This is a genomic window from Paenibacillus silvae, assembly GCF_014639235.1.
Lineage (GTDB): Bacteria > Bacillota > Bacilli > Paenibacillales > Paenibacillaceae > Paenibacillus > Paenibacillus silvae.
This window is the reverse complement of sequence record NZ_BMFU01000001.1, coordinates 613,075-634,940: the sequence shown is the minus strand read 5'-3', so window position 1 is coordinate 634,940 and position 21,866 is coordinate 613,075. Positions and strand designations below refer to the sequence as shown.

Below are 21,866 nucleotides of genomic sequence, written 5' to 3'. Positions count from 1 at the left end.
GGGGGAACTTGGTTCATGCTTCGTCGTTTTTTTGCCTATTACAGGCCATACAAAAAACTGTTTATTCTCGATTTCACCTGTGCAATTTTGGTCGCGTTGCTGGAGCTGGCCTTTCCGCTAGCTGTGAACCGGGTAGTAGATGACCTGCTGCCAGGCGGACGCTGGGACTGGATTTTATGGGCATGTGTAGTGCTGCTCGGCATCTACCTGCTCAATGCGTTTCTGAACTATGTTGTGACCTATTGGGGACACAAGCTGGGCATCAATATCGAAACGGATATGCGTAAAAATCTGTTTAACCATGTGCAGAAGCTGTCCTTCCGTTATTTTGACAACACAAAGACGGGGCACCTGGTATCCCGCATGACCAATGATCTGATGGATATCGGAGAGATTGCCCATCACGGTCCGGAGGATGTATTTATTGCGGTCATGACACTCGTGGGTGCATTCAGCATTATGATGAGCATTAACGGGAATCTGGCGATCCTGACGTTTATCATTGTGCCGCTTATTATCTATCTCTCCTTGTATTTTGGGAACAAAATGTCCAAGGCCTTCAGCCGAATGTTTGGGGACATTGCAGATTTCAACGCTCGTGTAGAGAACAATATTACAGGTATTCGTGTTGTTCAGGCTTTTGCGAATGAAGAGCATGAAAAAGCACAATTCGCTGTAAACAATGGCCGTTTCCGTCAAACCAAGCTGATTGCGTACAAAATTATGGCGTGGAACTCTTCCATCAGTTACGTGCTGATGAAGCTGGTATCATTATTTGTACTCGTATGCGGCACGTGGTTTGTCATTAACGGCAGTATGACCTATGGTGAGTTTATCGCGTTTATTATGTTGTCCAACGTATTCCTGACACCGATTCAGAAGATTAATTCGGTCATTGAGACATATCCAAAAGGCATTGCAGGGTTCAAACGTTATACGGACCTGCTGGATATGGAGCCAGACGTCAAAGACCGTCCTAACGCCGTTGCGGTATCCCATCTACGTGGAGATATTCAATATGAGCAGGTGACTTTCGGTTATTCGGATCAGGAGCGTGTGCTTCAAGGGATTGATCTGAGTATCCGTGCCGGGGAAACGGTGGCTCTTGTTGGTCCGTCCGGTGCGGGGAAAACAACGTTATGCAGCCTGCTGCCGCGATTCTATGATGTGCTGGAAGGGCGCATCACGATTGATGGCCAGGATATTCAGCACATGACACTGGATTCCTTGCGCAGTCAGATCGGGATCGTGCAGCAGGATGTATTCCTCTTCGATGGTACAATTCGGGAGAATATTGCCTACGGCAAGCTGGATGCTTCGGAAGAAGAAATCTGGATGGCTGCTCGTCGGGCTCAGATGGAATCTTTAATCCTGTCGATGCCGGATGGACTGGATACGCTCATTGGGGAACGCGGCGTGAAGCTGTCTGGAGGACAGAAGCAGCGTTTGTCGATTGCACGCATGTTCCTGAAAAATCCGCCAATTCTGATTCTGGATGAAGCAACCTCCGCACTTGATACCGAGACGGAAGCGGCGATTCAGCAATCGCTCGCGGAGCTGTCCGAAGGCCGTACTACACTTGTCATTGCCCACAGACTGGCGACGATCAAAAACGCAGACCGCATCGTGGTCGTGGCCGAGCAAGGTATCACGGAGCAGGGACGTCACGATGAACTGCTCGCTTCTGGCGGCATTTATAGTCGCCTGCACTATGCGCAATTTGGTGCGTAGGCGAAGCGAGCTGAAATAGTAGGGGAAATATAACCATCGTCCATGACTTGGAAGGAAGTCGGGGCGGTGGTCTTTTTATTTTGGAGAAAAGGGCTTTGGTATATAAAGGAGGTAAAGATGGCAAGATCACGCTGGGCAGAATTGGGTAATGGTGGGCAAGGCTATGGCTGGAGTGTATGATAGGATCATGAATGATTGAAAAGTTTTCAGGCATATCGTCTGGAGAATGTGGAGCGTTAGGAGGTAAATGACATGTCAGATATGACTAAAATTTTACTCACCTGTCTCGGTTTTATTTTAATTTTGTGGCTGTTATTTTTAGGGATTCGTAAATTGAAGGGACATAACACGTCCTCCGATTCTCGCAGCTTTGCTGGCTCGTTTATAGGACTTTTTATCGTGGGCGCTGTGCCGCTTATATTTGCATTGTATACGTACATGACTGATGAGCGTCTGGACGCCAACATCGGGTTAGGGCTTGCCATGCTGTTTGCCTGGGCGTACTGTGTGCTTTTGCTGTGCGGAGTTGTTGGCGTATGGGGAAGGTACTTGTGGCAGAGGAGCAGAGAGAAGTAGAGGGCTTCCGGCGAGTGTTGCTGGATCGTCTTTTTTGTATGTCATGAAAGCAGATTCTTTGTTAGCGTTTTACATTTACATTGACTTTTTGTCCTGACAATAATATATTATTGTCAGGACAAAAAGGAGGTGGAGCGATGTCCTCCAAAAAGATGGGGCGTCCTAAATCTGATAATCCCAAGAGCAAGACGATTGAGATCCGTGTCGATGAGGAAATTCTTAGTAAGCTGGATGCTGCGGCTGAGAAGCTGAATACGAACCGATCTGCAATCGTTCGCAAAGGGATTGAGAAGATTTACGAGGAGCTCCAAAAATAAAAAGAAGCAGCGCTCGTCCCACAAAGAACAACGCTGCTTCCTATCCCGCAATCACTACGAACGAGCGACTGCATAAATATCCTACCATGTGCAGAACGCTCATTCAAGTCGAGTGCGAATAGATATACAGGAGGATATATGAATTCGATATTAGAAGCATTATATAACGGACGACTTCGCCCGGATGAGATGATGATGCCGACACATCCTGAATACCAAGTGTTAGGGCGGCAGATTGCAGCTCTGACTGAGCAATGGAAGAATCGTTTGAGCGAGAATGAATTTCTTGAGCTTGAACAGTTATTTGACTTGTGGGGGAGATGTGAGGGCATGCATACGGAAGCTGCGTTTGTACAAGGTTTTCGTCTGGGTGCCAACATGCTTATTGAAGTCATGAGTCAGCGTGAGGAATCGGTGTCAGAGTTTAACTAAGCTTAACGACATGAGCAGAGATCAGGTTTACTTTTACAGCAAACTTCTTGGGTAAATCACATGCGCAAAACATACTTATTTTACATCATAAAATTGAACATAAATTTATTATAACAAAGCCCTCAGACCTTTTCTGCATTGAAGCAGTTGGGGCGAGGGCTTTAACCTGCTCTTTAATCCGTAATATTTCCCGCCATTTTCAGACGACGTGCAATCTCTTTGAAATCCTCATGTGAGATGCCTGGGGCAAATTCCTCCTCCACCGCTGGAGCTTCGGGAATGGGAAAGCCTTGAGGGATGCCCTGAATAACCTCTAGAGGTTGTCCGTCTTCGGGATGTGTTCCCTTCCAGATCTGGCCGATGGCATTGAAGTCTTTGTCACTGTAAGTGTACAGCTTGGTGTGGACGCCTTTTTCTTCGTACTTACGCGCCTCGTTGAAGGCTTTGTTGTCGAGTGAAGGGATGGGAATCAGCTTGGTCACATTGACACCTGTTGCAATTTCTATCGCTTTGGCATACGCCACCACGTGCACACCCCCGCGTACGAGCAGGAAACCGACAACTTCGCGAGCGGCGGGATGATCGGTCATTTCGTAAACTTTCATCTTGTGTGTGCGGGCTCCACATTCGAGGAAGAAATTATGCAGCAGATCCTCCACCAGATTGCCACTGTTGAAGACGTTGGCACCTGTCCATGGATTGCCCATGGAATCAAAAGGTATCGCACCTTGTGCACCTGCCAGGAAATGATACGACAGCCGAGCATCCTTCACGGAGCCTAGCGGCGTCTGATCAGGCTCTTTATATTCGGTAGACCCTCTGAGACAATGGTTAATGCCGTGGGATACCAGTTCAACATGTCCTAACTCTTCGGCCGTGATGCTCATCACGAGATCGTAGAAGGGTTTCAATTTTTCCTTGGAGCGAAAATTAAAGGACTGATAGAGGTAGTTGTTCAGGGTGGACATCTCTCCGAATTTACCACCAAGCAATTCCTGTACAGCCGCAGCTGCGTTGGGATCAGGCTTTTCGACGTTGGGAATCTCAATCAGAATTTCATCCAGACGTTTGAACATGCAGATATAACCTCCTCGAATATGGGGTGAAGAAGACTCGGGTGCACGTTGGTTCAGCTTGATCAGTCAGTCAAAGTCCATTACACGGTTAATGGTTTTATTAAACAGATAAGTAGTGAAATGGGTCTAAAGCAATGTGTGATTAACTTGCATTCAGAGTTCTTTTCGGATCGGCAGCAGGCTTAACCACTCTATAGTTTGGTATTTCCATATTCGCAATATTTATGTACAATCAGACAAGTTATTTAGTATCCGGAAGCGCGATTGTTTGGCAATGGAGCCGCTGGATAAGCTGATGCAGCTTGTTCCATTTTGGCTGTGGCCGGCAGTCTGGATATTTCGAATGTGGGTGTAAAATGCAATGCAAAAGGGCACGATATCAGCAACACATTGTTCCCAGGGAGTGAAACCCATGAGAGTGCTGGCAATCACGATATTAACACTTATGCTTGGCTTGGCAGGCATCACAACAACCGTTTCCGCAACCGGGGACACACTCCCCGATTATGCGAAGTGGGGAATTATTGCGGTGAAGGAGACTCAAACCAAGTACAATGTAGACATTTTGGATTACAAACACATTGGCCGTTCGTCCCTTAGCGCCAGTGAGTCCAGAGAGCAGTTCAAGCTGTGGGTTCGTGCCAAGGACGGCAAGCAATTTGCTGTATATGTGCATGTGGATTTTAATCCGAATACGCAGCAGTTGAAAAAAGTACAATTTTCCGAATCTGATCGCCGCTAATCGCTTGGAGAAATGAAGAACCAGATGCCTGTTTCTAACAGAGCAAGTCTGGTTTTTTATTTTGTTAAATTCCTTTTTTTGTTATTGAATAAAGAACTTATGTTCGCATATAATAATGAATACAAACGAATGTTCTTGTTGGAGGGATGATTATGCTAGGAAAATATGTTGGCCAGATGGTGGAGCTTGTGTATATGGATCGTGCGGGACAGATTACACAGCGGCAGATTCGAATTAACAGTATGCGCGGCGGGAGAATTCGTGCAGCGGATGGCAAAGAGGGTGCACCCCGGACCTTTCTGGAGCAAAACATTCTGGCATGGCGTCCTGTAACCGAACAGAATCGGAGAGGAGAGTTGAAGCATGCTGAACGATTTTGAACGGAAAATTTTACGAATCATCGTTAACTATGCAGGACAGCAGCGGCGAATTCCACGAATGGATGAACTGGAGAACAAGACAGGCCGCAGCCGCGTCCAGATTCGGGAGTCGCTGCTGGAGCTTGAACGGAAAGGTTACATCGCATGGGGGAACCCGTCCTCACTGGAGAACATCCAGATTTTGCAGGCATGGGAGCAGGAGCCAGGGCCTGTGCGTAAAGCCCAGCCAGCCGGCAGTGCGGTGAAATATTTTACCGAATATTAATTGGCGATTGGAGCGGAGAGATAGATGGCATAAGATGCGGCCAAGACACAACGGGCATCAATGACACAGCAAAAACGCCAATCCGTAAGGATTGGCGCTGTATGTGGAATGCATCGTATCTGTTAGAAAGTCGGAAGCTGGTCCAGATTGTTCGTCGGATCACCGTCGGCATCGCCGCGAATGTACATCTCTCCGTCTTTGCCTTTGAACACATTGACACCAGCAATAGCTCCGGCCTTCACCTCGTTCAGCGCTTGCTGATAGTCCAGGACACGGCCTGTTGAGGTTTGGAAGGCGGTTAAGTCACCGTCACCATTTTTCTGCACTGCTGTGAACGTCTCGCGTGTTGTCTGATCCATCATGTCACACTCTCCTTCTATGACCAAATGGGAATAGGTTACTCTGTTATCCTGTCCGAACTGGTGAGAAATATGCATGTACTGCAACATTTCGAGTATAGCTGTGCTATCTCTATGTAGTGCCAGTGATGTTAAGTTTTGCTGCGAGACTACAGACTTTTTCTCATACGAACGTGCAGAATATCGGCATCATAAAAAGGCTCCTCCGAGATCACTTCATACCCGAGTTTATCGTAAAATTTTTGTGCCTGACACTGGGCATCCAGCAGCGAATAGGTTAATCCAAGCTCACGGGCAAGCTCCTCCATCGCTAACAGAAGCACACGCCCGTACCCGAATGAACGGTAAGATTCCAGTACAGCAATGCGCTGCATTTTGGCGGTATCCTTGCTGTAATAGATCAGACGACCTGTGGCAACAGCCTGTCCGTCTTTGTACAGCAGTACATGATGCACATCAGGACTGATCAAATCGTATTGATCGATTTCAAGTTCTTCGGGCACTTGCTGCTCAATCACAAAAACCTGACGGCGAATTCCAAGTGCCTGCTTCAGTTCTTCTTCTGTCGTTACATAACTAATCTCCGCTGCCAAATTCAATTCCTTCTTTCTGCTCCATGCGCACAAGTTCAGACTGCATTATACAAAAAAATGCTTTTCCTGTATAGTTAAGTCTGGTACATATTGGGACTTTGGGGGAGGATGAATCATGGGAATGGCGGCTATTATGACAATTACATTGCTGATGTCAGCGGGAATGATCGCTTTGTTATACTATGTGACCAAGAAGGCATACTCACGCAAATGGGACGAAGAAGAGTGAGAATTTATTTTTGACCCGTAAGATACCAAAAAAACGGCGCTCTGGTATAGGGCTCATATCGAATTTATTCTGTTATTCAAGGCAAAAATTCACTTTTACCCTGAGGTGAATAGACCTCTTGATTCACAGATTTGGAGTAAACGTCCATCCAGACGGGCAACGATTCATTTTGTTGGTTCGGTTGTTGCATTTGCTGAAATTGTACCGTATGCTCGTCCCGTTCCAGCCCGCAACCAGTTAAGGCAAAGGAGAGAACGATTAAAACTGCTATATTAGCAGCAGTGAGCTTCCAGCATTTATTATGGTGTTTATTGTTATGACTTCTATCAAGCGATTTGTTAGCACTTTGTTTGATCATCATTTATACATTCTCCTCATGCGGAATATCGTAATCTTTCCATTATTGTTCTCCAATATGGATGATTTAAAACCAAATTAATGATTGACAATGAACGCGTTTACTTGGTATGATACTGTTACTTAATTCGATATCATAGTTGAACTAATGAAGGGCGATAGCTCAGCGGGAGAGCATTATCTTGACAGGGTAAGGGTCGTGGGTTCGATCCCCACTCGTCCTATAGCACGAAAACCTTGTGTAGCAGGGTTTTTTCTTTTTTTTAGACACATGTAATTGAGCGGAAAATACCCGATTGGGGACGAACTGATTTTTATCATTTTCGTGATTCTGAAGGATTGAACTTATTTAGTTTTCCAGCTATTCTAGTCTTTACTTTTTTAGTTACATGGACATAAGTGTCGGAAGTTGTGGAGAGTCTAGCATGTCCTAATCTTCTTTGTATCACGATTAGGATCGAGTCGAAATTAGCTTCTTCTTCATCTTCAAGTAGTAAGGTGCCAGAACTGTGTCTTAATCCATGAAACTTAATATACCGAATCCCATGTCTTTTGCAAAATCTTTTCCACGATCTCTATATGAAGCCTTAAATTTCGGTTCTTTTTCGACAGGCTCACCTTTCACTGTGAATGGAATGTTGTTTTCTACTCTAATCCAATTAATTCTCCTCTTCGGAATCCTCCCATCATCGACCCCAAGACTAGCAACCTCCATTTTCTAGTTTCTTTATATAAGGCATCGACTACCTTTTGAGCTTCCAATTCGTCATAGTACTGAGGGTTGTCTCTTTGTTTAATTAATTTTTCTTTTGTATTTTTAGCAACTGGTTTTTTAACACCTTCCATGGGGTTTTCCTTAATCATTTTCCATTCCACTGCAAGCGAAAATATGTTTTTGAGCACTCGATAGAAGATGGCTAAAGTACTGGCATCGAGCGGTTCGAGTAGTTTAGCTTTTTGTTTTTCGCTGAGGGGTCTCTTACTATTAGGAGGTTTTCTCATTCCAGGCTTCTCCATTTCATGGAAAAATGAAATTATCTTTAATGTTGAGATCTGGTTAATTCGATCATTGCCAAAGGCGGGAATCAATCTAGATTCGATGATGTTATCATAAACATTTAAGGTTGTTATGGAAAGGTTCTTTGGGTTATTAATGAAGATTGTAAAGAATATGAGTATGAGAACTTTAAAACTAGATATAACAAGATCCATGAAGATTATTCTCAAGATCGAGAGGCTCCCAAAAAAAAGGAGCCCGAAAAAAAAGAAGATCTTTTCTTGTTACGAATTCTCCTGATAGATGCGGCATTCAAGGTTGGTGCAATAAAACACAATAAAATTGGTGGATAATGAATACATATCGAGAGTTACAAAAGACATGGTAGCATTGCGCCAGGTGAGAGTACTTTTGGCATGCCATTGGAGCAGCAGGAGCACTTAATTGATTACGGAGGATCGGTGGAGGCTTATACGGTGGTATCCGTCAAATTGGCGGGGAAAAGATTTTTTAGGAACACATTCGAGTTTAGGGTAGAAAAATAGGAGCCTTTTCAGGCTCCCCAATTTCTATTTACTAGTGAATAAAAGGTATAATTCTTGTGCAGGTTCAAACATAACTATAATAAGATACACAGCCAAAGCACTAGTAAACACGCCCAGTACAAACATAGCAAACATTGATTCAGCGATTGAGGATGTGTTGTCTCTTCCAAAGCTTTCTCCACAACTGGGACAAATAATGGCTGTTTTTGATACTTCATGTCCGCATACATTACACGGTACAAGTTTGGAACTCAAACCACGAATTTTTTCCCTAATATTCATGAATAAAGCGTAAAAGCATGCGTGAGCGAAATATAAAAGTGACGATATCCCGCATAAAGCCCTTAGACAGAAAATTACTTATGAAAAGTTGAATCTGGCATTAGGTGTTCATGAAGTTAGACTGCTCAGTGGAACTAATGGAGATTGGAGATTAGATGTTGATGCGATTGACATAGACAAAGATGGATATTTAATTAGTAATTCAAGTGAACCTACCCTTTCAGCAAAGGCTGAGTCTACAAACGTTAATTTAATTTGGACAGAAGTCTCAGAGGCGACAGGATATAACGTCAAAAGAGCTCTCTCACCCAATGGGCCATATCAAACAATTGCAACTAACGTTACTGGAACTACATATTCAGATGTAAACGTAGAGCAAGGAATTACATATTATTACGTTGTAACGGCGAAAAATGCTGATGGTGTAAGTGCACCTTCAAATGTTGCCTCTGCTATAATACCAATTCCAGAGACTGGGAGAGCAATCCTTATAGTCACAATGACAATAGGTCTTGAAAAGGAATTTGATCTTAGTATGCAAGAAGTAAATAGTTTCATCGATTGGTATGAAACAAAACAAACAGGAAGTGGTAAGGCATCATACGCTATTGATAAGCACGACAATAACAAAGGACCGTTCAAGAGCCGCAAGGATTACATCCTGTTTGATCGGATCCTGACGTTTGAAGTAAGTGAGTACTAATGAGGAATGCTCCATCAACCTAGGCTGGTGGAGCTTTTTTGTTGTACACAGAACATACATTAGCATATAATGGAAAATTAAATCTTTAGTGAATAATTCAAAGCTTGTTCATATTGTTTGCTTGGATTTTTGAAGAAATGTGGACATATATGTCAGATGTAATTTGAATGCTGGCGTGCCCAATTGCTCTTGTACAAATTTCATATTATCTTGGGCTTCAAGCAATAATATAGCAGGTGATACCTTAAATCATTAAGTAACACACTAAAGAATTTTGGACATATTGCAGGGTCTTCCTTCTTTTGGTGATTGACTATGTAGAGCAATACAAGAGTATAGCCGCTATCCATTAAGATCATGGGTAGGAGATACTTTCGTAATACGTTTGAATTCAAGTTCAAAAAATAGAGCAGGAGGGATAATCTCACTGCTCTTTCACTTTAATTAGTTGAATACTCATTTACTTCAAATGTTAGTATCTTATCGAATATCACATAATCTGTACGCTTGCTGAATGGCCCTTTATTATTGTTATATTTGTTGATGGTGAACTTGGATGGGCCAGTTCCTGTATCACGAGCATCGTACCAGTTGAGGAATGCATTTACATCACTCATTGGAAGATCGTATTCTTTCTCTAAACCAGTTGTCATGGTAACTACGAGTATTGCTCGGTCTACAGGTGGTTGCTCAGGCTGTGGATCTGGATTAGAAGGTTGTTCTGGTTCAGGTGTTGGTTCTGGATCGGTTGGGGTTTCAGGTTCTACATAATTGAAGTCCAACAAAGACCCATCAATATCAATTGCATCAAATCTATAATCATATGTCACAACATTAGAAGAAGGAGTCTCTGTCCATATAATTACTTCATGAACACCATAGTCAAGGTCTAATTTTTCATATGCCACTATTTGATGTATCCAATTTTCACTCCATGCAGAAAAGTATTCAACGTTACCATCAATGCTGACAGCAACATTTTTTGAATAGGTTACAGATTTAGCTATTATCAATCTAATTTTTGAACCTTCAAATTTAAATTTAATTTCACTTTTTTTCTTATGTTTAGCACCGAGAATAGTTTTCTCATAATCACCAGTTGTTTCGCTATTTTTTAACAAAACCCAATCATCCTTAGAGTACACTAGTTCAGGTGCTCTATCATCGAAACGCGTCCAACCCTCTTCCGGTGCTTTAAGTACACTATCTACAGTTGCCGCATATGTACTTGTCGAGAAGCTTAATAGAAGAACCAAGGTAAATAAAGTAGTAATAATCATTTTTAATTTTTTCATCGTGATCTCCTTATAATTTTTTATTACATAAGAATAAATAATTATCAGTTACATGTCTAAACAATTAAACCTATATATTCAAGTAAGTGTTAGGTGTAATAAAAAAGCTTTACCGACCTTTCTAAGTCGATAAAGCTGAAAATTTCTATCCTATTTCTTTTAGTAATCCTTCGTTATTATTCCTCACGTTACCGACTTCCTTTGGCACCTCATACGCTCTCATCTCCGAAGCTTGATATGGCTTGAGCAGACTGAGCAACGATTGAACATCTTCATTATTTCTCGCAAGCCATTCTGCCTCATCATCGGAATTCAGGATCACCGGCATATGATTATGAATGTCTTCCATGAGACTATTCGGTTCAGTAGTAATGATTGTACAAGTACTCAGTTTGTTTCCGTCCGGACCTATCCAGGTATCGTACAGGCCAGCAAGCGAGAATAAACTGTCATCCTTCAACAAGATGAGCATAGGCCGCTTTCCTGATCCTTCTTTCTTCCACTCGTAAAATCCATTTGTCGGTATGATACAACGTTTGGAACTGATCAGGCGTTTGAAGGCTGGCTTCTCAGCAAGTGTCTCAGCCCGAGCATTAATCATCTTATTCCCGATCTTATCATATTTTTCCCAGGAAGGGACGAGACCCCATCTGAGAGCACCTAACTTATTCCCGTCCTTTCCCGCTATGATTGTAGGAATGTATTGCATAGGTGCTGCGTTGTAATTCGGCTTATATTCGAACCCTTCTGCTATTGATGCCAAATACCGTTCCATGATCGCTTCCAAAGGATCAGTGATTGTAAGTCTACCACACATCCTGTAAATCTATAATCAAACGATAAATTGTTCAAACACAGGTGTACGTAGTAAACCAGATTTAGTCCAACTCCGTATCTTGACCCGCGCTTGAATCCGGGGCTGAAGGTAAACATGTTTCTTGTCTTCTCCAGTTACGAGCTGCTGGCAAACGCCACGGAAGGCCTGTTTATGTTTTTGATTCGGCCCGTGCTCAATTATTCCTGCTGGACGTAGTTTGCCAGATAGATCAGGAACAGAAGCAAGTCACCGTGAATATATGATGTTTATCTCCGAAAATAAATATGATAATTAGATGCTGTCTAAATATTTTAAATATCATCTAAGGAATTGATATCATAATATGAAGAGTAAACTAACCCTTATAAATAATTTAGAGCCTAGCATTAGTACATACGAAGACTTCATTGACTTTCAAGAAAAACTACTGGCTTCTTGGGAACGACAGCAAAAAATTGTTGGCTACACTGATGCTACAATTGCATTGAATTTAACTAAAGTATTAGACTTTCTAAAAGAAAGCGAACATTTTATATGGGAAATAACAGTTTTAGATGTAAATAAGTTCTATGAAAGGCTTGTGGGAAAGGGATTAGCTTATTCCACTAGACGTAAATAGCAGCAGTCAAGCCTATCATCCTTTTTTAGATTTTATTCGATCACGGTATGGGCACGAAATATGGCAGAGATATAGAGTTTCAGTGCCTATTGTATTGGATCGCTTTAACAGTCACATACATCTTCAGGGAGATATAGAGGGAAAAGTATATTCTCCTAATTCTGAAGTTCTCGAAAGATTTTGGGACGGAATGAAGCAAAAATTAAACATGCAGGGAATATTATACTGTTGTGAGATACTGTAAGCCTGATAATAATGTTGATTGATGCTCCGAATGAGTTTGAGTATGTTAATCCAACCCAATGGGATAAGTGGTTGAAATGGATATCAGTTTCACTAGTTTTTGGAAATTTCTTGATTAAATCATCAGAAATTACATTGGCATTCTTTATCCAAGCCATTCTTATTCTTCCAGTATGGACAAAACGTGAAGGAGGTGGTTAAATTGAATCAGAAAATAGCGAGAATGCTTGGTACTGACCTTACTAAAGGGGCAAAAAAATCATCCAAGAAACGAAAAAGTATTGTTGGAGCGATGAAACTGCTAGAAGAACTGAAGAAGAAGTGATCCTTGATGAATGATCGGTTAATCATAGGTATTGAAGTACAAAGCGATGGCTCATATGGGCCTCGCTTTTCATTTTATGAAAATGATATTATGGGCATCGAAATGTGGAAGCCATCTAAAAATTACAATGTCCCATTTTTTTATACAAGAACGGGTAATTTTACTGTGCTCACAACTTTAAATGCATGTGAATTATCATTCCCTAGCTTCAGGTTTCTTGATGGAGCCAACTTAGTTAATGTCGATAATATTGAACGAGTTTTAACTGGTTCATATGGAGGGATCGCGTACTTGATCTTATTGAAAAGAAAGAATTGGAAATTACGCAAACTACCAATGAAATCATTGAAATAGAAAGAATATTAACCTCTACAAAAATTGAGTTGTCTGAGATGGAAATGTTAAAAAAATTTATCCCGGTTTGGGAAGATGTTTTTGATGAAGCATCAACGGAAAAAAAGAAAATGATGTTAAGTACACTGATTGATGTTGTTTACGTCAGCAAAGAGAAAATCTCAGTAGAAATCAAGGATAGATTTAAAGGATTCTTAGGACATTTATCTAGTGAAAGTGAATAATTGGAAGATCTATTTCGGACAGGGTAGGGGTCAGTAGTTCGTGCCCAATACAGATCATATACTAAAGCCTTGCGCAGCAAGGCTTTTCTCTTTTTTTAAACAAAACTTAAATCAAACCTAAATTTAACGTAAGGTTGATCTCTTATCGTTGTATGTATACAACATATAGCAAAAGGAGAGAGAACATGAACGTTTCAAAAACCAAACCAACAAATACCATTAAAAAGGTGATGCTAAGCACAATTGCCTTTACATTAGGGGCATCTCCGTTCGTCCATACCACTTATGCTGCCCCTTCGAATTGGTCCAGCTTGATTGCTAGTGCCGAGACAACACAAAAAGCGTTCGAGATGCAACAAGCTTCTCGCATGCGTTCACAACAGGCCATGTCTCAAGATCAATCCCCGATTCAGTATCAGATCAAAGCACGACTGGACGAAAAAGACATGACCATAACGGGGAACCAGATCGTAACGTATCGAAATACAAGCAAAGATACACTTCAAGAGCTGGTCATGCATACCTATGCAGATGCTAATCGATCCAAAGCAACACAAACGATCATGTATACAAGCCAGAATGAGCAAATAGCCAAAGAACACCCGGAGAAGAAAGCGTCAGATTTCTTGGGCGGGATAGATATTGTGAAAGTGTCTCAGCAGGGGGAGAAGCTTCTTTTCGATCACAAAAATCAGGCATTACGTGTGCAATTGAAAACGCCTTTGCAACCGGGTCAGTCTATTAGCTTCCAGGTGGATTATCGGCTCGACATTCCTTACGGCATGCAACGACTATCATACTACAAGGATCAGATCAACGGAGCACACTGGTTTCCGGTGATGTCTGTGTATGATGAGAATACACATCAATGGAATAAGACACCGTATAGCACTTCGTTCGAGAGTGATTACTATACTTCGTCCGATTTCGATGTTGAGTTCAATGTACCTGAGTCATATCAGGTGGTCATGCCGGGAGATATCACTTCCCAGAACAGTACTGAACACGGACGGAAAGTGGTTACGGCGCGCGCCGCGAACACGAGAGAATTTGTTTTTTTCGCGGGTCCCAACTTAAAAGTAGAACGTGAGACGCGTAATGGTCTTACCGTGGAATATTTTTATTCAGGTGATGACCCTGCCAAAAAAGCTGCGGTGGACAAATACATTGATTATGCATTTAAAGTCATCGCGTTTTACAGTGAGAAATATGGTGAATATCCGTATCCCGAATTTCGTGTCATTGAAACTTATGTGGATGGCTTTGGCGTGGAATATTCAAGACTAATCCAAATGCCGGAGCGTGCTGCGGAGTTGTCACCTGAAAACGATACCACATTTGTTCATGAGATAGCACACCAGTGGTTCCATGCTTTAATCGGGAATAACTCAGAAACGGAATCCTTTTTGGATGAAGGTTTTGCAGATTTCTCAACGGTGTATTTTTTGGAAAAGCAGGGAAATAAGGTAGGAGGGTTCAGATCAATTCAGCTTGATCCGTCACCTATCGATCTACCTATTGCTTCAACGAATGAACAAGTAGGAGAAATGGCTGATTATGTATTTTACCAAAAGGGCCGTCAGGCCATTTATCAATTATACCGCTCGGTTGGTGAACAAAAATTTGATGCGTTTATGAAGGAATATTTTCATCGCTTTGTCTACCAAAACGCGACAATTGATGGATTACTTGCTACCATTGAGGATGTGCTTGGTAAAGAACAGCGTCAGGACATGGAAAAAGCGCTGATTCAGCCTAATTTTGAGCTTAAGCAGGAGTATCAAATGTCCGAAAAGGAACTTGCAGCCTATATGCATGATGCCTATCAACCGCAGTATGAAGCCGTAGTGAACAGCATTCCAAATCTGCCTTACGAAGTGATGATTCGTTTAATGGAGAAGTCCTTTCGAGGGGAGCCATTAACCATTGTACTTGGAGATCAGGTGAGCAAAGCAGCAGCGAAACAACAGGAACAAGCGACCAGCCAGTTAACTCAAATGTTTGATGTATTTGGCATGAAATACGATGTAGTTCGGGATCGAAAAGAGTTGAAGCAGAAGCTGAAAGGAGAGATTGGCAGCAGTAACCTTATTCTTGTTGGTAATGCGAAGTCGAATGGTATTGTTCAAGCTTTGAAAAAAAACATTAATGTTCGGGCAAATGGTATCGGTTTGGCCTGGAAAGATGCCATGAACGCATCTGGACATTCGGGAGCATATGTCATTAAACATCCATATAATCAGAATCGTCTCATGCTTCATTACTATTGGAACGGGGATCATCTCAGCGCCAAGGCATCAGCGTCCTTTATGGAGAAGATTCTGGAATCTCTAACGCTCTCTAAAGATCTTTATCAATTCTATGAGCTGGATGGCAATGGTAAACTGAAAACCAGCAAAAAAGTAGAGTAGTGCATTTTACCAAAAAAAACAAAGCAAAAAAAGAAATGTTTATGAAGAGTCACTCTAAAAGGCGGCTCTTTTTGTCTGTTCAGTTCCATTTAAGGTTTCTCCCTTAAAATTCGTTGTAGCAGAATTAAAAAAGAGATGTAAGGTGGGAAAAAGGATGATGAACAACAAATGGAGAAACGTCATGGCAGGAACGGTGATTGCCTCGATGTTGTTATCAGCTTGCAGCAATGAAGCGGAGACAACGACGACAACACAAACAGCTGTAAATACAGAAAAACAAACGAGTGAGAGTAATGCCCAAACTGCGTCTTATGCACAAAATTTTAATAAAGACGAGGTGATGTCCTTCTCCATTGATGTGGATGAGGATGCCTGGCAAGAAATGCTGGACACAGCGACAGAGGAGAATTATATCAAAGCCAATGTAACGATTAACGGGACAACCATTGAAAATGTGGGTATTCGAGCCAAAGGAAACTCGAGTTTGAGACAAGTGGCAGGAGACGATACAACGGATCGGTATAGTTTCAAAATCAAGTTTGATGAATATGTTAAAGGTCAGACGTGGAATGGACTCGACAAAATGGTTGTAAATAATATGATTTCGGACGCCAGTTATATGAAAGAATATCTGAGCTACGACATCATGAGTTATATTGGCGTTGACGCACCGCTGTTTGCTTTTGCCAATATCAACGTAAACGGAAAGACATGGGGCTTATACCTTGCTGTTGAGGATATAGACAGCGGGTATCTGGACCGTGCAAAGAATGGTGAAGGCGAAATCTATAAACCCAACAACGATGGCAACATGGGAGCGGGTGGAATGGGGAATCCAATGGGAATGGGCAACCCGCCAGCAGAAGGGGATGCAGCAGGGGCGGGAGACCGTCAGCCTCCTGAAGGTATGGAGCCACCAAGTGATACAAATGCAGGAACTGGAACTGGAACTGGAACAGGCACTGCCAACTCCCAGACAGCCAACACTCGTGGAGAGGGTGGTCGCGGATTCGGCAGAGGCGGTGGAATGAATGGCGGCACGAACGGCGTATCCTTGGTATATACAGATGATAAAGTTTCCAGTTATTCTGGCATTTTTGATAATGCAAAGACCAAAACAACCGAAGAAGATGAAAAACGTGTAATAGAGGCGCTTAAAAACCTGAATGCAGGCACCGATCTTGAGAAATATGTGGATATCGATGCTGTGCTCAAATATTTTGCAGCTCATAACGTTGTGGTTAACATGGATAGCTACACCTCCAATATGGGGCATAACTATTATTTGTATGAGAATAACGGAAAGATTAGTATGCTGCCATGGGACTACAATATGGCTTTTGGTGGGTTCCAGGCGGGTTCCGCATCCGATGTGGTCAATCTTGCGATAGATACACCGCTGTCCGGAGTAACGATGGAAGAACGCCCTATATTAAGTAAACTGCTGGAGGTACCTGAGTACAAAGCGAAGTACCATGAATATTTGCAGGAAATTGTAGACGGTTATTTCGCAGACGGGAAGTTCGAGCAAACTGTACAGACGTTAGACAAGCTGATTACGGATTATGTTAAAAATGATCCAACGGCTTTTGTCACATACGACAAGTATAAAGCGGCCGTTGCCGAGTTGACCAAATTAGGCACGCTGCGTGCGGAAAGTATTCAGGGACAACTTGACGGTACGATTCCTGCTACTACGGAGGAACAAAAATCGAGCCCGAATACCCTTATCGATTCTTCTTCCATCGACCTAACGAAGCTGGGAGATGATCTTAATAAGGGAAAAGGGATGAATGGTGGGGGCCCATGGCAAGGCCTCGAGCGCAACTCAAGCAACCAGGAAACTAAAAAAGCGGAGCAATCGGATACAACAAAATAGGTTCAGCTATTGCTGCTATGTAATGTTAAAGCTTGTTCATTAGAGGATACCTGGAGTCGCCTTTCAAAGGCGTCTCTTTTTTTATAATTTAAAAAAGTATTTACAAACCAAATTTAATTGTGTACAATCAATTTGTAAACAAGTTAACGGAATCATGACTATCCAATATAACAAATATAAAATTGAAAGAGGAGAGATTGAATATGAAAACTCTATATGAAACAACAGTCATTAACACAGGTGGACGTCAAGGGATCGTGCAATCGCCGGATAACGTATTTATGATGGACGTTGCTACACCTCCTGAGCTTGGTGGACAAGTAACTACGGCTACGAATCCGGAGCAGCTGTTTGCGGCAGGATACAGCGCATGCTTTAACTCCGCATTGGAGTTTCAATTGAAGAAACATAACGTAACCATTGAACGCAGTACGGTATCTGCAACTGTAGCATTGGTAGCAGACCCGGCAGACGGTGGTGTGAAGCTGGATGTTGAGCTTGAAGTGAAAATTCTCGGCCTGGACGAAGAAACTGCAGAGAAATTTGTGAAGCTTGCTCATGATTACTGCCCATACTCCAAAGCGATCAAAGGAAATGTTAACGTTAAAGTAGAACGTGCATAAATATTTCGATGTAAGGTCCCCTCTTTTATAAAGGTAAATATAAATAATTCAATGAAACAGACCTCCGAGTGATCGGAGGTTTTGTTTTATTTGCCGCTGCTGTTGTTTTAAAAACAAATTATTATTCTGGAAGCTGAGAACATCTCAAATGTAAATGAACCAAATAAAAATGTTAAAATGTTGAAACTTTTACATCCAAAGTGACGTAAATAATCCTGAGATGTGTAAACCCGTTAACGATAACAGTGATTGCTTAAAAAAGGGGGATGTCATATGGATTTCAGAGACTTCAACAAGCCGCCGGACTCATCGGAAGTGTACACTCATCAGCAGCGTCATGAAGAGAAATCACAGCAGCTCATATCTGGTGGAGGGAAAGGGATATGGTGGGAAATCAGCAATTGGCTAATTCTGGCAGGAATTCTGTTAGGCATTTTCCTGTTATTCAAATACGTGTTCTAAAGATATAAATTAAAGGCACACAATTAGGCGTTTCCCCATATGATGCATTATTCAGTCAGCATTATGGGAAATGGGGAATCCGTGATGGCAAAGGCAAAGGGAAAGAAAGCTCCCGCATTAAAAAGTGACAAGTTGCGTATATCCATGAAGCTGGTCACGTCCGATGTATGTGAGCGCTGCAAGACACCATGTTCGCGAGGAATGGAATATGCTGCACGAATGAGAGAAGGCGGAGCGGTTGGTAAAGGGGTTCCCTGTATTCTCACCCGCCATGTGTCATCATGACACTTCGTCTAATTACGCGTATATAATAAGAAAAGTATTGGGGTATCCTGACGGCAGGGTAGCCTTTTTTTACGTTTCCCAATGGGTGGTAAATATTTTGGATAAAAAATGAAAAATGATGAAAAACAGCGCAACTTTGTGGTTGAGTTCGCAGTATAAATGTACAAATAGCTAGCAGCAGGGGAGGGAATATTGACGGGATGAAATGGAAGAGAGTACTGCTATGTGTCATGGTATTCTCCTTGCTGGGCGGGTCTTTATTGTTTGCTGACTCTGTGAACGAGAAGATTCGTGTGCTCATTAACGGCAAGGAAGCGTCAGACGGAGGCTATTTGATTAATGGAACGACATATGTACCTGTTCGGGAGGCAGGAGGTCTGGCTCGGTGGGATAACAGCAGCAAGCGAGTCACGGTGATCAAGCCGAATGTACATATTTTTCTCTTTAAGGGAGACACTGTATTTGGGAATGTTAATGTGGGCAAATTGAAGTTTAACGTGTTCTCACAAGTGGACAGCCTGACAACAGATGTCGCTGCTGTAAAAGTGACGATAACGGACCCGAGTGGTCAGGTGAAGGATATTCAAGCGCAGGAGCTGACAACACAGAAGGATAATTTCTGGTTCCGCACGTATGATTTTACGTATGATTTTAGTCGCGCAGGCAAGTACCAGATTGGTTTCCACATTAAAGAAAATGCTAACAGCAGCTACGTGCAGGTGGCCGAAAAAGTGATTACAGCGCTGAATGAATAAAGCTTAAACAAACGCTTGGTCATCGCGACCCTTTAAATTGACCTGGCTCTGTGAACATGTTACGATATGCAGGGTTACACATTTTCTATTGATGAAGCGAGGTATTACAATGAGCGATCACAAACACGAGCATGGAGATAACTGCGGTTGCGGTCACGACCATGATCACGATCATGAGCACGAAGAGATCCTTCTCACGCTGACTGACGAGAACGGTCAAGACGTGGAGATGGTTTTGGTAGAGACATTTGACGTACAAGATAACGTTTATGCTCTTTTGCTGGAACGTAACAATCCTGAAGCTGACGGCATCATCCTGCGTATGGAAGAAGAAGACGAGGAAATGGTGCTCTACAATATTGAAGACGAAGCAGAGTGGAACCGTGTAGAAGCGGCTTACAACGAACTTGTGGCTTCTTCCCAAGAATAGTCGATCTTTTGGAATAACACGAAGACTCCTTGAATTTCAAGGAGTCTTTTGTTGTCCATCTAGAAAATAGCGTCAGCTTCAACGATGACCTTGACATTGGTTACGCTACGGTCTTCCGGTCCTTTGACCGGCAGTCCAACCTCGACATGATCAATGATATAGTCGATGTTCTCTTGTGTAATAACTTCGCCGGGCAGCAGAATCGGAATGCCAGGCGGATATACATAGATGAATTCCGAGATAATGCGTCCAGCGGATTCCTTGAATGGGATGACCTCGGTATCCCCGTAGAAGGCGTCACGCGGTGTCAGCATCAGCTGAGGGATGTCTGGCACTTTAACGACAAGCTCATGCGCCGGATTGACCTGGTAATACGTGCGAGAAAGATCCTGCAGTGCATTCAGCAAGATATTTACACTTTCATCTGTATCACCTGGTGTAATGAGGCACAGAATATTGTACATGTCGCTAAGCTCAACCTCAATGTTGTAATGCTCACGCAGCCAGTTTTCGGTTTCATAACCGGTGATGCCGAGGTGGCGCACATGAATCGTTACTTTGGTTGGATCATAATTAAAGGTGGCTTCGGTGCCCAGCAATTCTTTGCCGAAGCAGTACAAGCCATCTATGTCATTAATCGTACGACGTGCAAACTCCGCAAGGTCAATGGCCTTCTGCGCAATCTCGTGTCCGTGCAGGGCCAGGTTGCGTCTAGAGGTATCCAGCGAAGCAAGCAATACATATGAAGTGGATGTCGATGTAAGCAGGCTTAGAATGGTCTGTACACGCTGTGGATTGACAAACCCGTTTTTGGTGTTCAGATTCAGGACAGAGCTCTGGGTCATGGAGCCGCCAAGTTTATGCACACTTGTGGCAGCCATATCGGCTCCGGCAGCCATTGCTGACAGCGGCAGGTCTTCATGGAAATGGATAAGCACACCGTGTGCCTCGTCCACCAGAACAGGCACCTGGTAGCTGTGAGCCAGCTCTACGATCGCCTTGAGGTCTGTACATACACCGTAATAGGTTGGATTGATGACCAATAAAGCTTTGGCATCCGGGTGGCGTTCAAGCGCACGACGGATCGATTGAATCGTTACGCCATGATCGATGCCAAGGTTGACATCCTGTGCAGGAGAGACGAACACCGGCTTCGCTCCTGAGAAAATGATGGCAGACAAAACCGATTTGTGCACATTGCGCGGTATGATAATTTTGTCTCCCGGACTGCAGACGGATAAAATCATCGTCATGATCGCACTGCTTGTACCCTGTACACTAAAGTAGGTATAATCGGCTCCAAAGGCATCTGCGGCAAGCATCTGTGCCTCTTTAATAACCGCTGTAGGCTGATGCAGGTCATCGAGTGGTGCGATGTTGATCAAATCTATGGAGAAGGCGTTATCGCCAATAAATTCACGGAATTCGGAGTCCGCTCCCAATCCTTTTTTATGTCCCGGAATGTGAAACTGTACGGGATTGAGTGCCGCATGATTTTTCAAAGCGGTAAACAGCGGCGTACGGTGGTGATTCATCAGTGCTGTCACAACCCTTCCTAAG

General features: G+C 42.9%; 26 protein-coding genes and 1 tRNA gene. 18 read left to right on the top strand and 9 right to left on the bottom strand.

All coding sequences use genetic code 11. The annotated features are described in order from the left end of the window. The first annotated feature begins 15 nt into the window (after window positions 1–15). The 4 genes from IEW26_RS02855 (at window position 16) to IEW26_RS02840 (ending at window position 3,056) form a co-directional block, all read left to right on the top strand. The gene (locus IEW26_RS02855) at window positions 16–1,731 is read left to right on the top strand and encodes an ABC transporter ATP-binding protein (RefSeq protein ID WP_188591203.1); all 1,716 of its coding nucleotides are present in this window, start codon (window positions 16–18) and stop codon (window positions 1,729–1,731) included. Window positions 1,732–1,983: 252 nt separating this feature from the next. Beyond that, entirely contained in the window at window positions 1,984–2,307 is a 324-nt protein-coding gene (locus IEW26_RS02850) for a hypothetical protein (RefSeq protein WP_229729623.1), read from the top strand. 137 nt (window positions 2,308–2,444) lie between these two features. Further along, complete coding sequence (locus tag IEW26_RS02845) at window positions 2,445–2,624, top strand: ribbon-helix-helix protein, CopG family (RefSeq protein WP_188591202.1); 180 nt, start codon at window positions 2,445–2,447, stop codon at window positions 2,622–2,624. Window positions 2,625–2,762: 138 nt separating this feature from the next. Beyond that, window positions 2,763–3,056 (top strand): DUF6809 family protein, encoded by a 294-nt coding sequence (locus tag IEW26_RS02840; protein WP_188591201.1) that lies wholly within the window; start codon window positions 2,763–2,765, stop codon window positions 3,054–3,056. Between the two features lie 173 nt (window positions 3,057–3,229). Here IEW26_RS02840 and IEW26_RS02835 read toward each other — a convergent pair whose 3' ends face one another. Beyond that, window positions 3,230–4,132, bottom strand: coding sequence for a manganese catalase family protein (locus tag IEW26_RS02835; protein WP_188591200.1), 903 nt, complete (start codon window positions 4,130–4,132; stop codon window positions 3,230–3,232). Window positions 4,133–4,544: 412 nt separating this feature from the next. Here IEW26_RS02835 and IEW26_RS02830 point away from each other — a divergent pair, with 412 nt between their 5' ends. From IEW26_RS02830 to IEW26_RS02820, 3 genes are all read left to right on the top strand, one after another. Next, the gene (locus IEW26_RS02830) at window positions 4,545–4,874 is read left to right on the top strand and encodes a DUF3889 domain-containing protein (protein WP_188591199.1); all 330 of its coding nucleotides are present in this window, start codon (window positions 4,545–4,547) and stop codon (window positions 4,872–4,874) included. Window positions 4,875–5,026: 152 nt separating this feature from the next. Then, entirely contained in the window at window positions 5,027–5,254 is a 228-nt protein-coding gene (locus IEW26_RS02825) for a hypothetical protein (protein ID WP_188591198.1), read from the top strand. Beyond that, the gene (locus IEW26_RS02820; protein ID WP_145404024.1) at window positions 5,238–5,519 is read left to right on the top strand and encodes a helix-turn-helix domain-containing protein; all 282 of its coding nucleotides are present in this window, start codon (window positions 5,238–5,240) and stop codon (window positions 5,517–5,519) included. Before IEW26_RS02825 ends, IEW26_RS02820 begins: the two co-directional genes overlap by 17 nt. Before the next feature lie 122 nt (window positions 5,520–5,641). Here the strand turns inward: IEW26_RS02820 and IEW26_RS02815 are convergent, their stop codons facing one another. The 3 genes from IEW26_RS02815 to IEW26_RS02805 form a co-directional block, all read right to left on the bottom strand. Further along, window positions 5,642–5,878 carry a DUF3892 domain-containing protein gene (locus tag IEW26_RS02815; protein WP_111272271.1) on the bottom strand — a complete coding sequence of 79 codons (237 nt, stop codon included), beginning with the start codon at window positions 5,876–5,878 and terminating at the stop codon, window positions 5,642–5,644. Between the two features lie 149 nt (window positions 5,879–6,027). After that, entirely contained in the window at window positions 6,028–6,471 is a 444-nt protein-coding gene (locus IEW26_RS02810; RefSeq protein WP_188591197.1) for a GNAT family N-acetyltransferase, read from the bottom strand. A 305-nt stretch (window positions 6,472–6,776) separates the two neighbouring features. Continuing rightward, complete coding sequence (locus IEW26_RS02805) at window positions 6,777–7,061, bottom strand: hypothetical protein (RefSeq protein WP_188591196.1); 285 nt, start codon at window positions 7,059–7,061, stop codon at window positions 6,777–6,779. Window positions 7,062–7,209: 148 nt separating this feature from the next. On the opposite strand from IEW26_RS02805, the gene IEW26_RS02800 reads away from it, so the two are divergent. Continuing rightward, window positions 7,210–7,281: transfer RNA gene (locus IEW26_RS02800), tRNA-Val, on the top strand. 93 nt (window positions 7,282–7,374) lie between these two features. Here the strand turns inward: IEW26_RS02800 and IEW26_RS30215 are convergent. Together IEW26_RS30215 and IEW26_RS30210 are read right to left on the bottom strand one after the other, a co-directional pair. Next, on the bottom strand, window positions 7,375–7,590 hold the full coding sequence (locus IEW26_RS30215) for a tyrosine-type recombinase/integrase (RefSeq protein WP_229729687.1): 216 nt from the start codon (window positions 7,588–7,590) through the stop codon (window positions 7,375–7,377). Window positions 7,591–7,702: 112 nt separating this feature from the next. Beyond that, a complete protein-coding gene (locus tag IEW26_RS30210) occupies window positions 7,703–8,284 on the bottom strand; it encodes a tyrosine-type recombinase/integrase (protein ID WP_229729622.1) in 582 nt (193 codons plus the stop codon). A 685-nt stretch (window positions 8,285–8,969) separates the two neighbouring features. Here IEW26_RS30210 and IEW26_RS02790 point away from each other — a divergent pair. Beyond that, window positions 8,970–9,584, top strand: a complete 615-nt coding sequence (locus IEW26_RS02790) for a fibronectin type III domain-containing protein (protein WP_188591195.1) — start codon at window positions 8,970–8,972, stop codon at window positions 9,582–9,584. Between the two features lie 440 nt (window positions 9,585–10,024). Here IEW26_RS02790 and IEW26_RS02785 read toward each other — a convergent pair whose 3' ends face one another. Beyond that, window positions 10,025–10,879 carry a hypothetical protein gene (locus IEW26_RS02785; protein ID WP_188591194.1) on the bottom strand — a complete coding sequence of 285 codons (855 nt, stop codon included), beginning with the start codon at window positions 10,877–10,879 and terminating at the stop codon, window positions 10,025–10,027. A 145-nt stretch (window positions 10,880–11,024) separates the two neighbouring features. Next, complete coding sequence (locus tag IEW26_RS02780) at window positions 11,025–11,696, bottom strand: SOS response-associated peptidase (protein ID WP_188591193.1); 672 nt, start codon at window positions 11,694–11,696, stop codon at window positions 11,025–11,027. Window positions 11,697–12,039: 343 nt separating this feature from the next. Here IEW26_RS02780 and IEW26_RS02775 point away from each other — a divergent pair, with 343 nt between their 5' ends. The 9 genes from IEW26_RS02775 (at window position 12,040) to IEW26_RS02735 (ending at window position 20,306) form a co-directional block, all read left to right on the top strand. Beyond that, window positions 12,040–12,315, top strand: coding sequence for a site-specific integrase (locus tag IEW26_RS02775; RefSeq protein ID WP_188591192.1), 276 nt, complete (start codon window positions 12,040–12,042; stop codon window positions 12,313–12,315). 445 nt (window positions 12,316–12,760) lie between these two features. Beyond that, a complete protein-coding gene (locus tag IEW26_RS30535; protein WP_268237018.1) occupies window positions 12,761–12,883 on the top strand; it encodes a hypothetical protein in 123 nt (40 codons plus the stop codon). Between the two features lie 314 nt (window positions 12,884–13,197). Next, window positions 13,198–13,461 (top strand): hypothetical protein, encoded by a 264-nt coding sequence (locus IEW26_RS02765; RefSeq protein WP_188591190.1) that lies wholly within the window; start codon window positions 13,198–13,200, stop codon window positions 13,459–13,461. Window positions 13,462–13,646: 185 nt separating this feature from the next. Then, entirely contained in the window at window positions 13,647–15,872 is a 2,226-nt protein-coding gene (locus IEW26_RS02760; RefSeq protein WP_229729621.1) for a M1 family metallopeptidase, read from the top strand. Between the two features lie 154 nt (window positions 15,873–16,026). Beyond that, a complete protein-coding gene (locus IEW26_RS02755; protein ID WP_229729620.1) occupies window positions 16,027–17,751 on the top strand; it encodes a CotH kinase family protein in 1,725 nt (574 codons plus the stop codon). Window positions 17,752–17,954: 203 nt separating this feature from the next. Next, the gene (locus IEW26_RS02750) at window positions 17,955–18,374 is read left to right on the top strand and encodes an organic hydroperoxide resistance protein (RefSeq protein WP_111272259.1); all 420 of its coding nucleotides are present in this window, start codon (window positions 17,955–17,957) and stop codon (window positions 18,372–18,374) included. A 273-nt stretch (window positions 18,375–18,647) separates the two neighbouring features. Further along, the gene (locus tag IEW26_RS02745) at window positions 18,648–18,836 is read left to right on the top strand and encodes a hypothetical protein (RefSeq protein WP_111272260.1); all 189 of its coding nucleotides are present in this window, start codon (window positions 18,648–18,650) and stop codon (window positions 18,834–18,836) included. 485 nt (window positions 18,837–19,321) lie between these two features. Continuing rightward, window positions 19,322–19,876 (top strand): stalk domain-containing protein, encoded by a 555-nt coding sequence (locus tag IEW26_RS02740; protein ID WP_111272261.1) that lies wholly within the window; start codon window positions 19,322–19,324, stop codon window positions 19,874–19,876. A 109-nt stretch (window positions 19,877–19,985) separates the two neighbouring features. After that, window positions 19,986–20,306, top strand: coding sequence for a DUF1292 domain-containing protein (locus tag IEW26_RS02735; protein ID WP_111272262.1), 321 nt, complete (start codon window positions 19,986–19,988; stop codon window positions 20,304–20,306). A 59-nt stretch (window positions 20,307–20,365) separates the two neighbouring features. Here IEW26_RS02735 and IEW26_RS02730 read toward each other — a convergent pair whose 3' ends face one another. Next, a complete protein-coding gene (locus IEW26_RS02730; protein ID WP_111272275.1) occupies window positions 20,366–21,841 on the bottom strand; it encodes an aminotransferase class I/II-fold pyridoxal phosphate-dependent enzyme in 1,476 nt (491 codons plus the stop codon). Window positions 21,842–21,866 lie beyond the last annotated feature (25 nt).

Excerpts from the sequence above, each read along its gene's own strand:
- IEW26_RS02855 (WP_188591203.1), top strand. The coding sequence starts at position 16 with ATGCTTCGTCGTTTTTTTGCCTATTACAGGCCATACAAAAAACTGTTT.
- IEW26_RS02850 (WP_229729623.1), top strand. The coding sequence starts at position 1,984 with ATGTCAGATATGACTAAAATTTTACTCACCTGTCTCGGTTTTATTTTA.
- IEW26_RS02845 (WP_188591202.1), top strand. The coding sequence starts at position 2,445 with ATGTCCTCCAAAAAGATGGGGCGTCCTAAATCTGATAATCCCAAGAGC.
- IEW26_RS02840 (WP_188591201.1), top strand. The coding sequence starts at position 2,763 with ATGAATTCGATATTAGAAGCATTATATAACGGACGACTTCGCCCGGAT.
- IEW26_RS02835 (WP_188591200.1), bottom strand. The coding sequence starts at position 4,132 with ATGTTCAAACGTCTGGATGAAATTCTGATTGAGATTCCCAACGTCGAA.
- IEW26_RS02830 (WP_188591199.1), top strand. The coding sequence starts at position 4,545 with ATGAGAGTGCTGGCAATCACGATATTAACACTTATGCTTGGCTTGGCA.
- IEW26_RS02825 (WP_188591198.1), top strand. The coding sequence starts at position 5,027 with ATGCTAGGAAAATATGTTGGCCAGATGGTGGAGCTTGTGTATATGGAT.
- IEW26_RS02820 (WP_145404024.1), top strand. The coding sequence starts at position 5,238 with ATGCTGAACGATTTTGAACGGAAAATTTTACGAATCATCGTTAACTAT.
- IEW26_RS02815 (WP_111272271.1), bottom strand. The coding sequence starts at position 5,878 with ATGGATCAGACAACACGCGAGACGTTCACAGCAGTGCAGAAAAATGGT.
- IEW26_RS02805 (WP_188591196.1), bottom strand. The coding sequence starts at position 7,061 with ATGATGATCAAACAAAGTGCTAACAAATCGCTTGATAGAAGTCATAAC.
- IEW26_RS02785 (WP_188591194.1), bottom strand. The coding sequence starts at position 10,879 with ATGAAAAAATTAAAAATGATTATTACTACTTTATTTACCTTGGTTCTT.
- IEW26_RS02780 (WP_188591193.1), bottom strand. The coding sequence starts at position 11,696 with ATGTGTGGTAGACTTACAATCACTGATCCTTTGGAAGCGATCATGGAA.
- IEW26_RS02775 (WP_188591192.1), top strand. The coding sequence starts at position 12,040 with ATGAAGAGTAAACTAACCCTTATAAATAATTTAGAGCCTAGCATTAGT.
- IEW26_RS02760 (WP_229729621.1), top strand. The coding sequence starts at position 13,647 with ATGAACGTTTCAAAAACCAAACCAACAAATACCATTAAAAAGGTGATG.
- IEW26_RS02755 (WP_229729620.1), top strand. The coding sequence starts at position 16,027 with ATGATGAACAACAAATGGAGAAACGTCATGGCAGGAACGGTGATTGCC.
- IEW26_RS02750 (WP_111272259.1), top strand. The coding sequence starts at position 17,955 with ATGAAAACTCTATATGAAACAACAGTCATTAACACAGGTGGACGTCAA.
- IEW26_RS02745 (WP_111272260.1), top strand. The coding sequence starts at position 18,648 with ATGGATTTCAGAGACTTCAACAAGCCGCCGGACTCATCGGAAGTGTAC.
- IEW26_RS02740 (WP_111272261.1), top strand. The coding sequence starts at position 19,322 with ATGAAATGGAAGAGAGTACTGCTATGTGTCATGGTATTCTCCTTGCTG.
- IEW26_RS02735 (WP_111272262.1), top strand. The coding sequence starts at position 19,986 with ATGAGCGATCACAAACACGAGCATGGAGATAACTGCGGTTGCGGTCAC.
- IEW26_RS02730 (WP_111272275.1), bottom strand. The coding sequence starts at position 21,841 with ATGAATCACCACCGTACGCCGCTGTTTACCGCTTTGAAAAATCATGCG.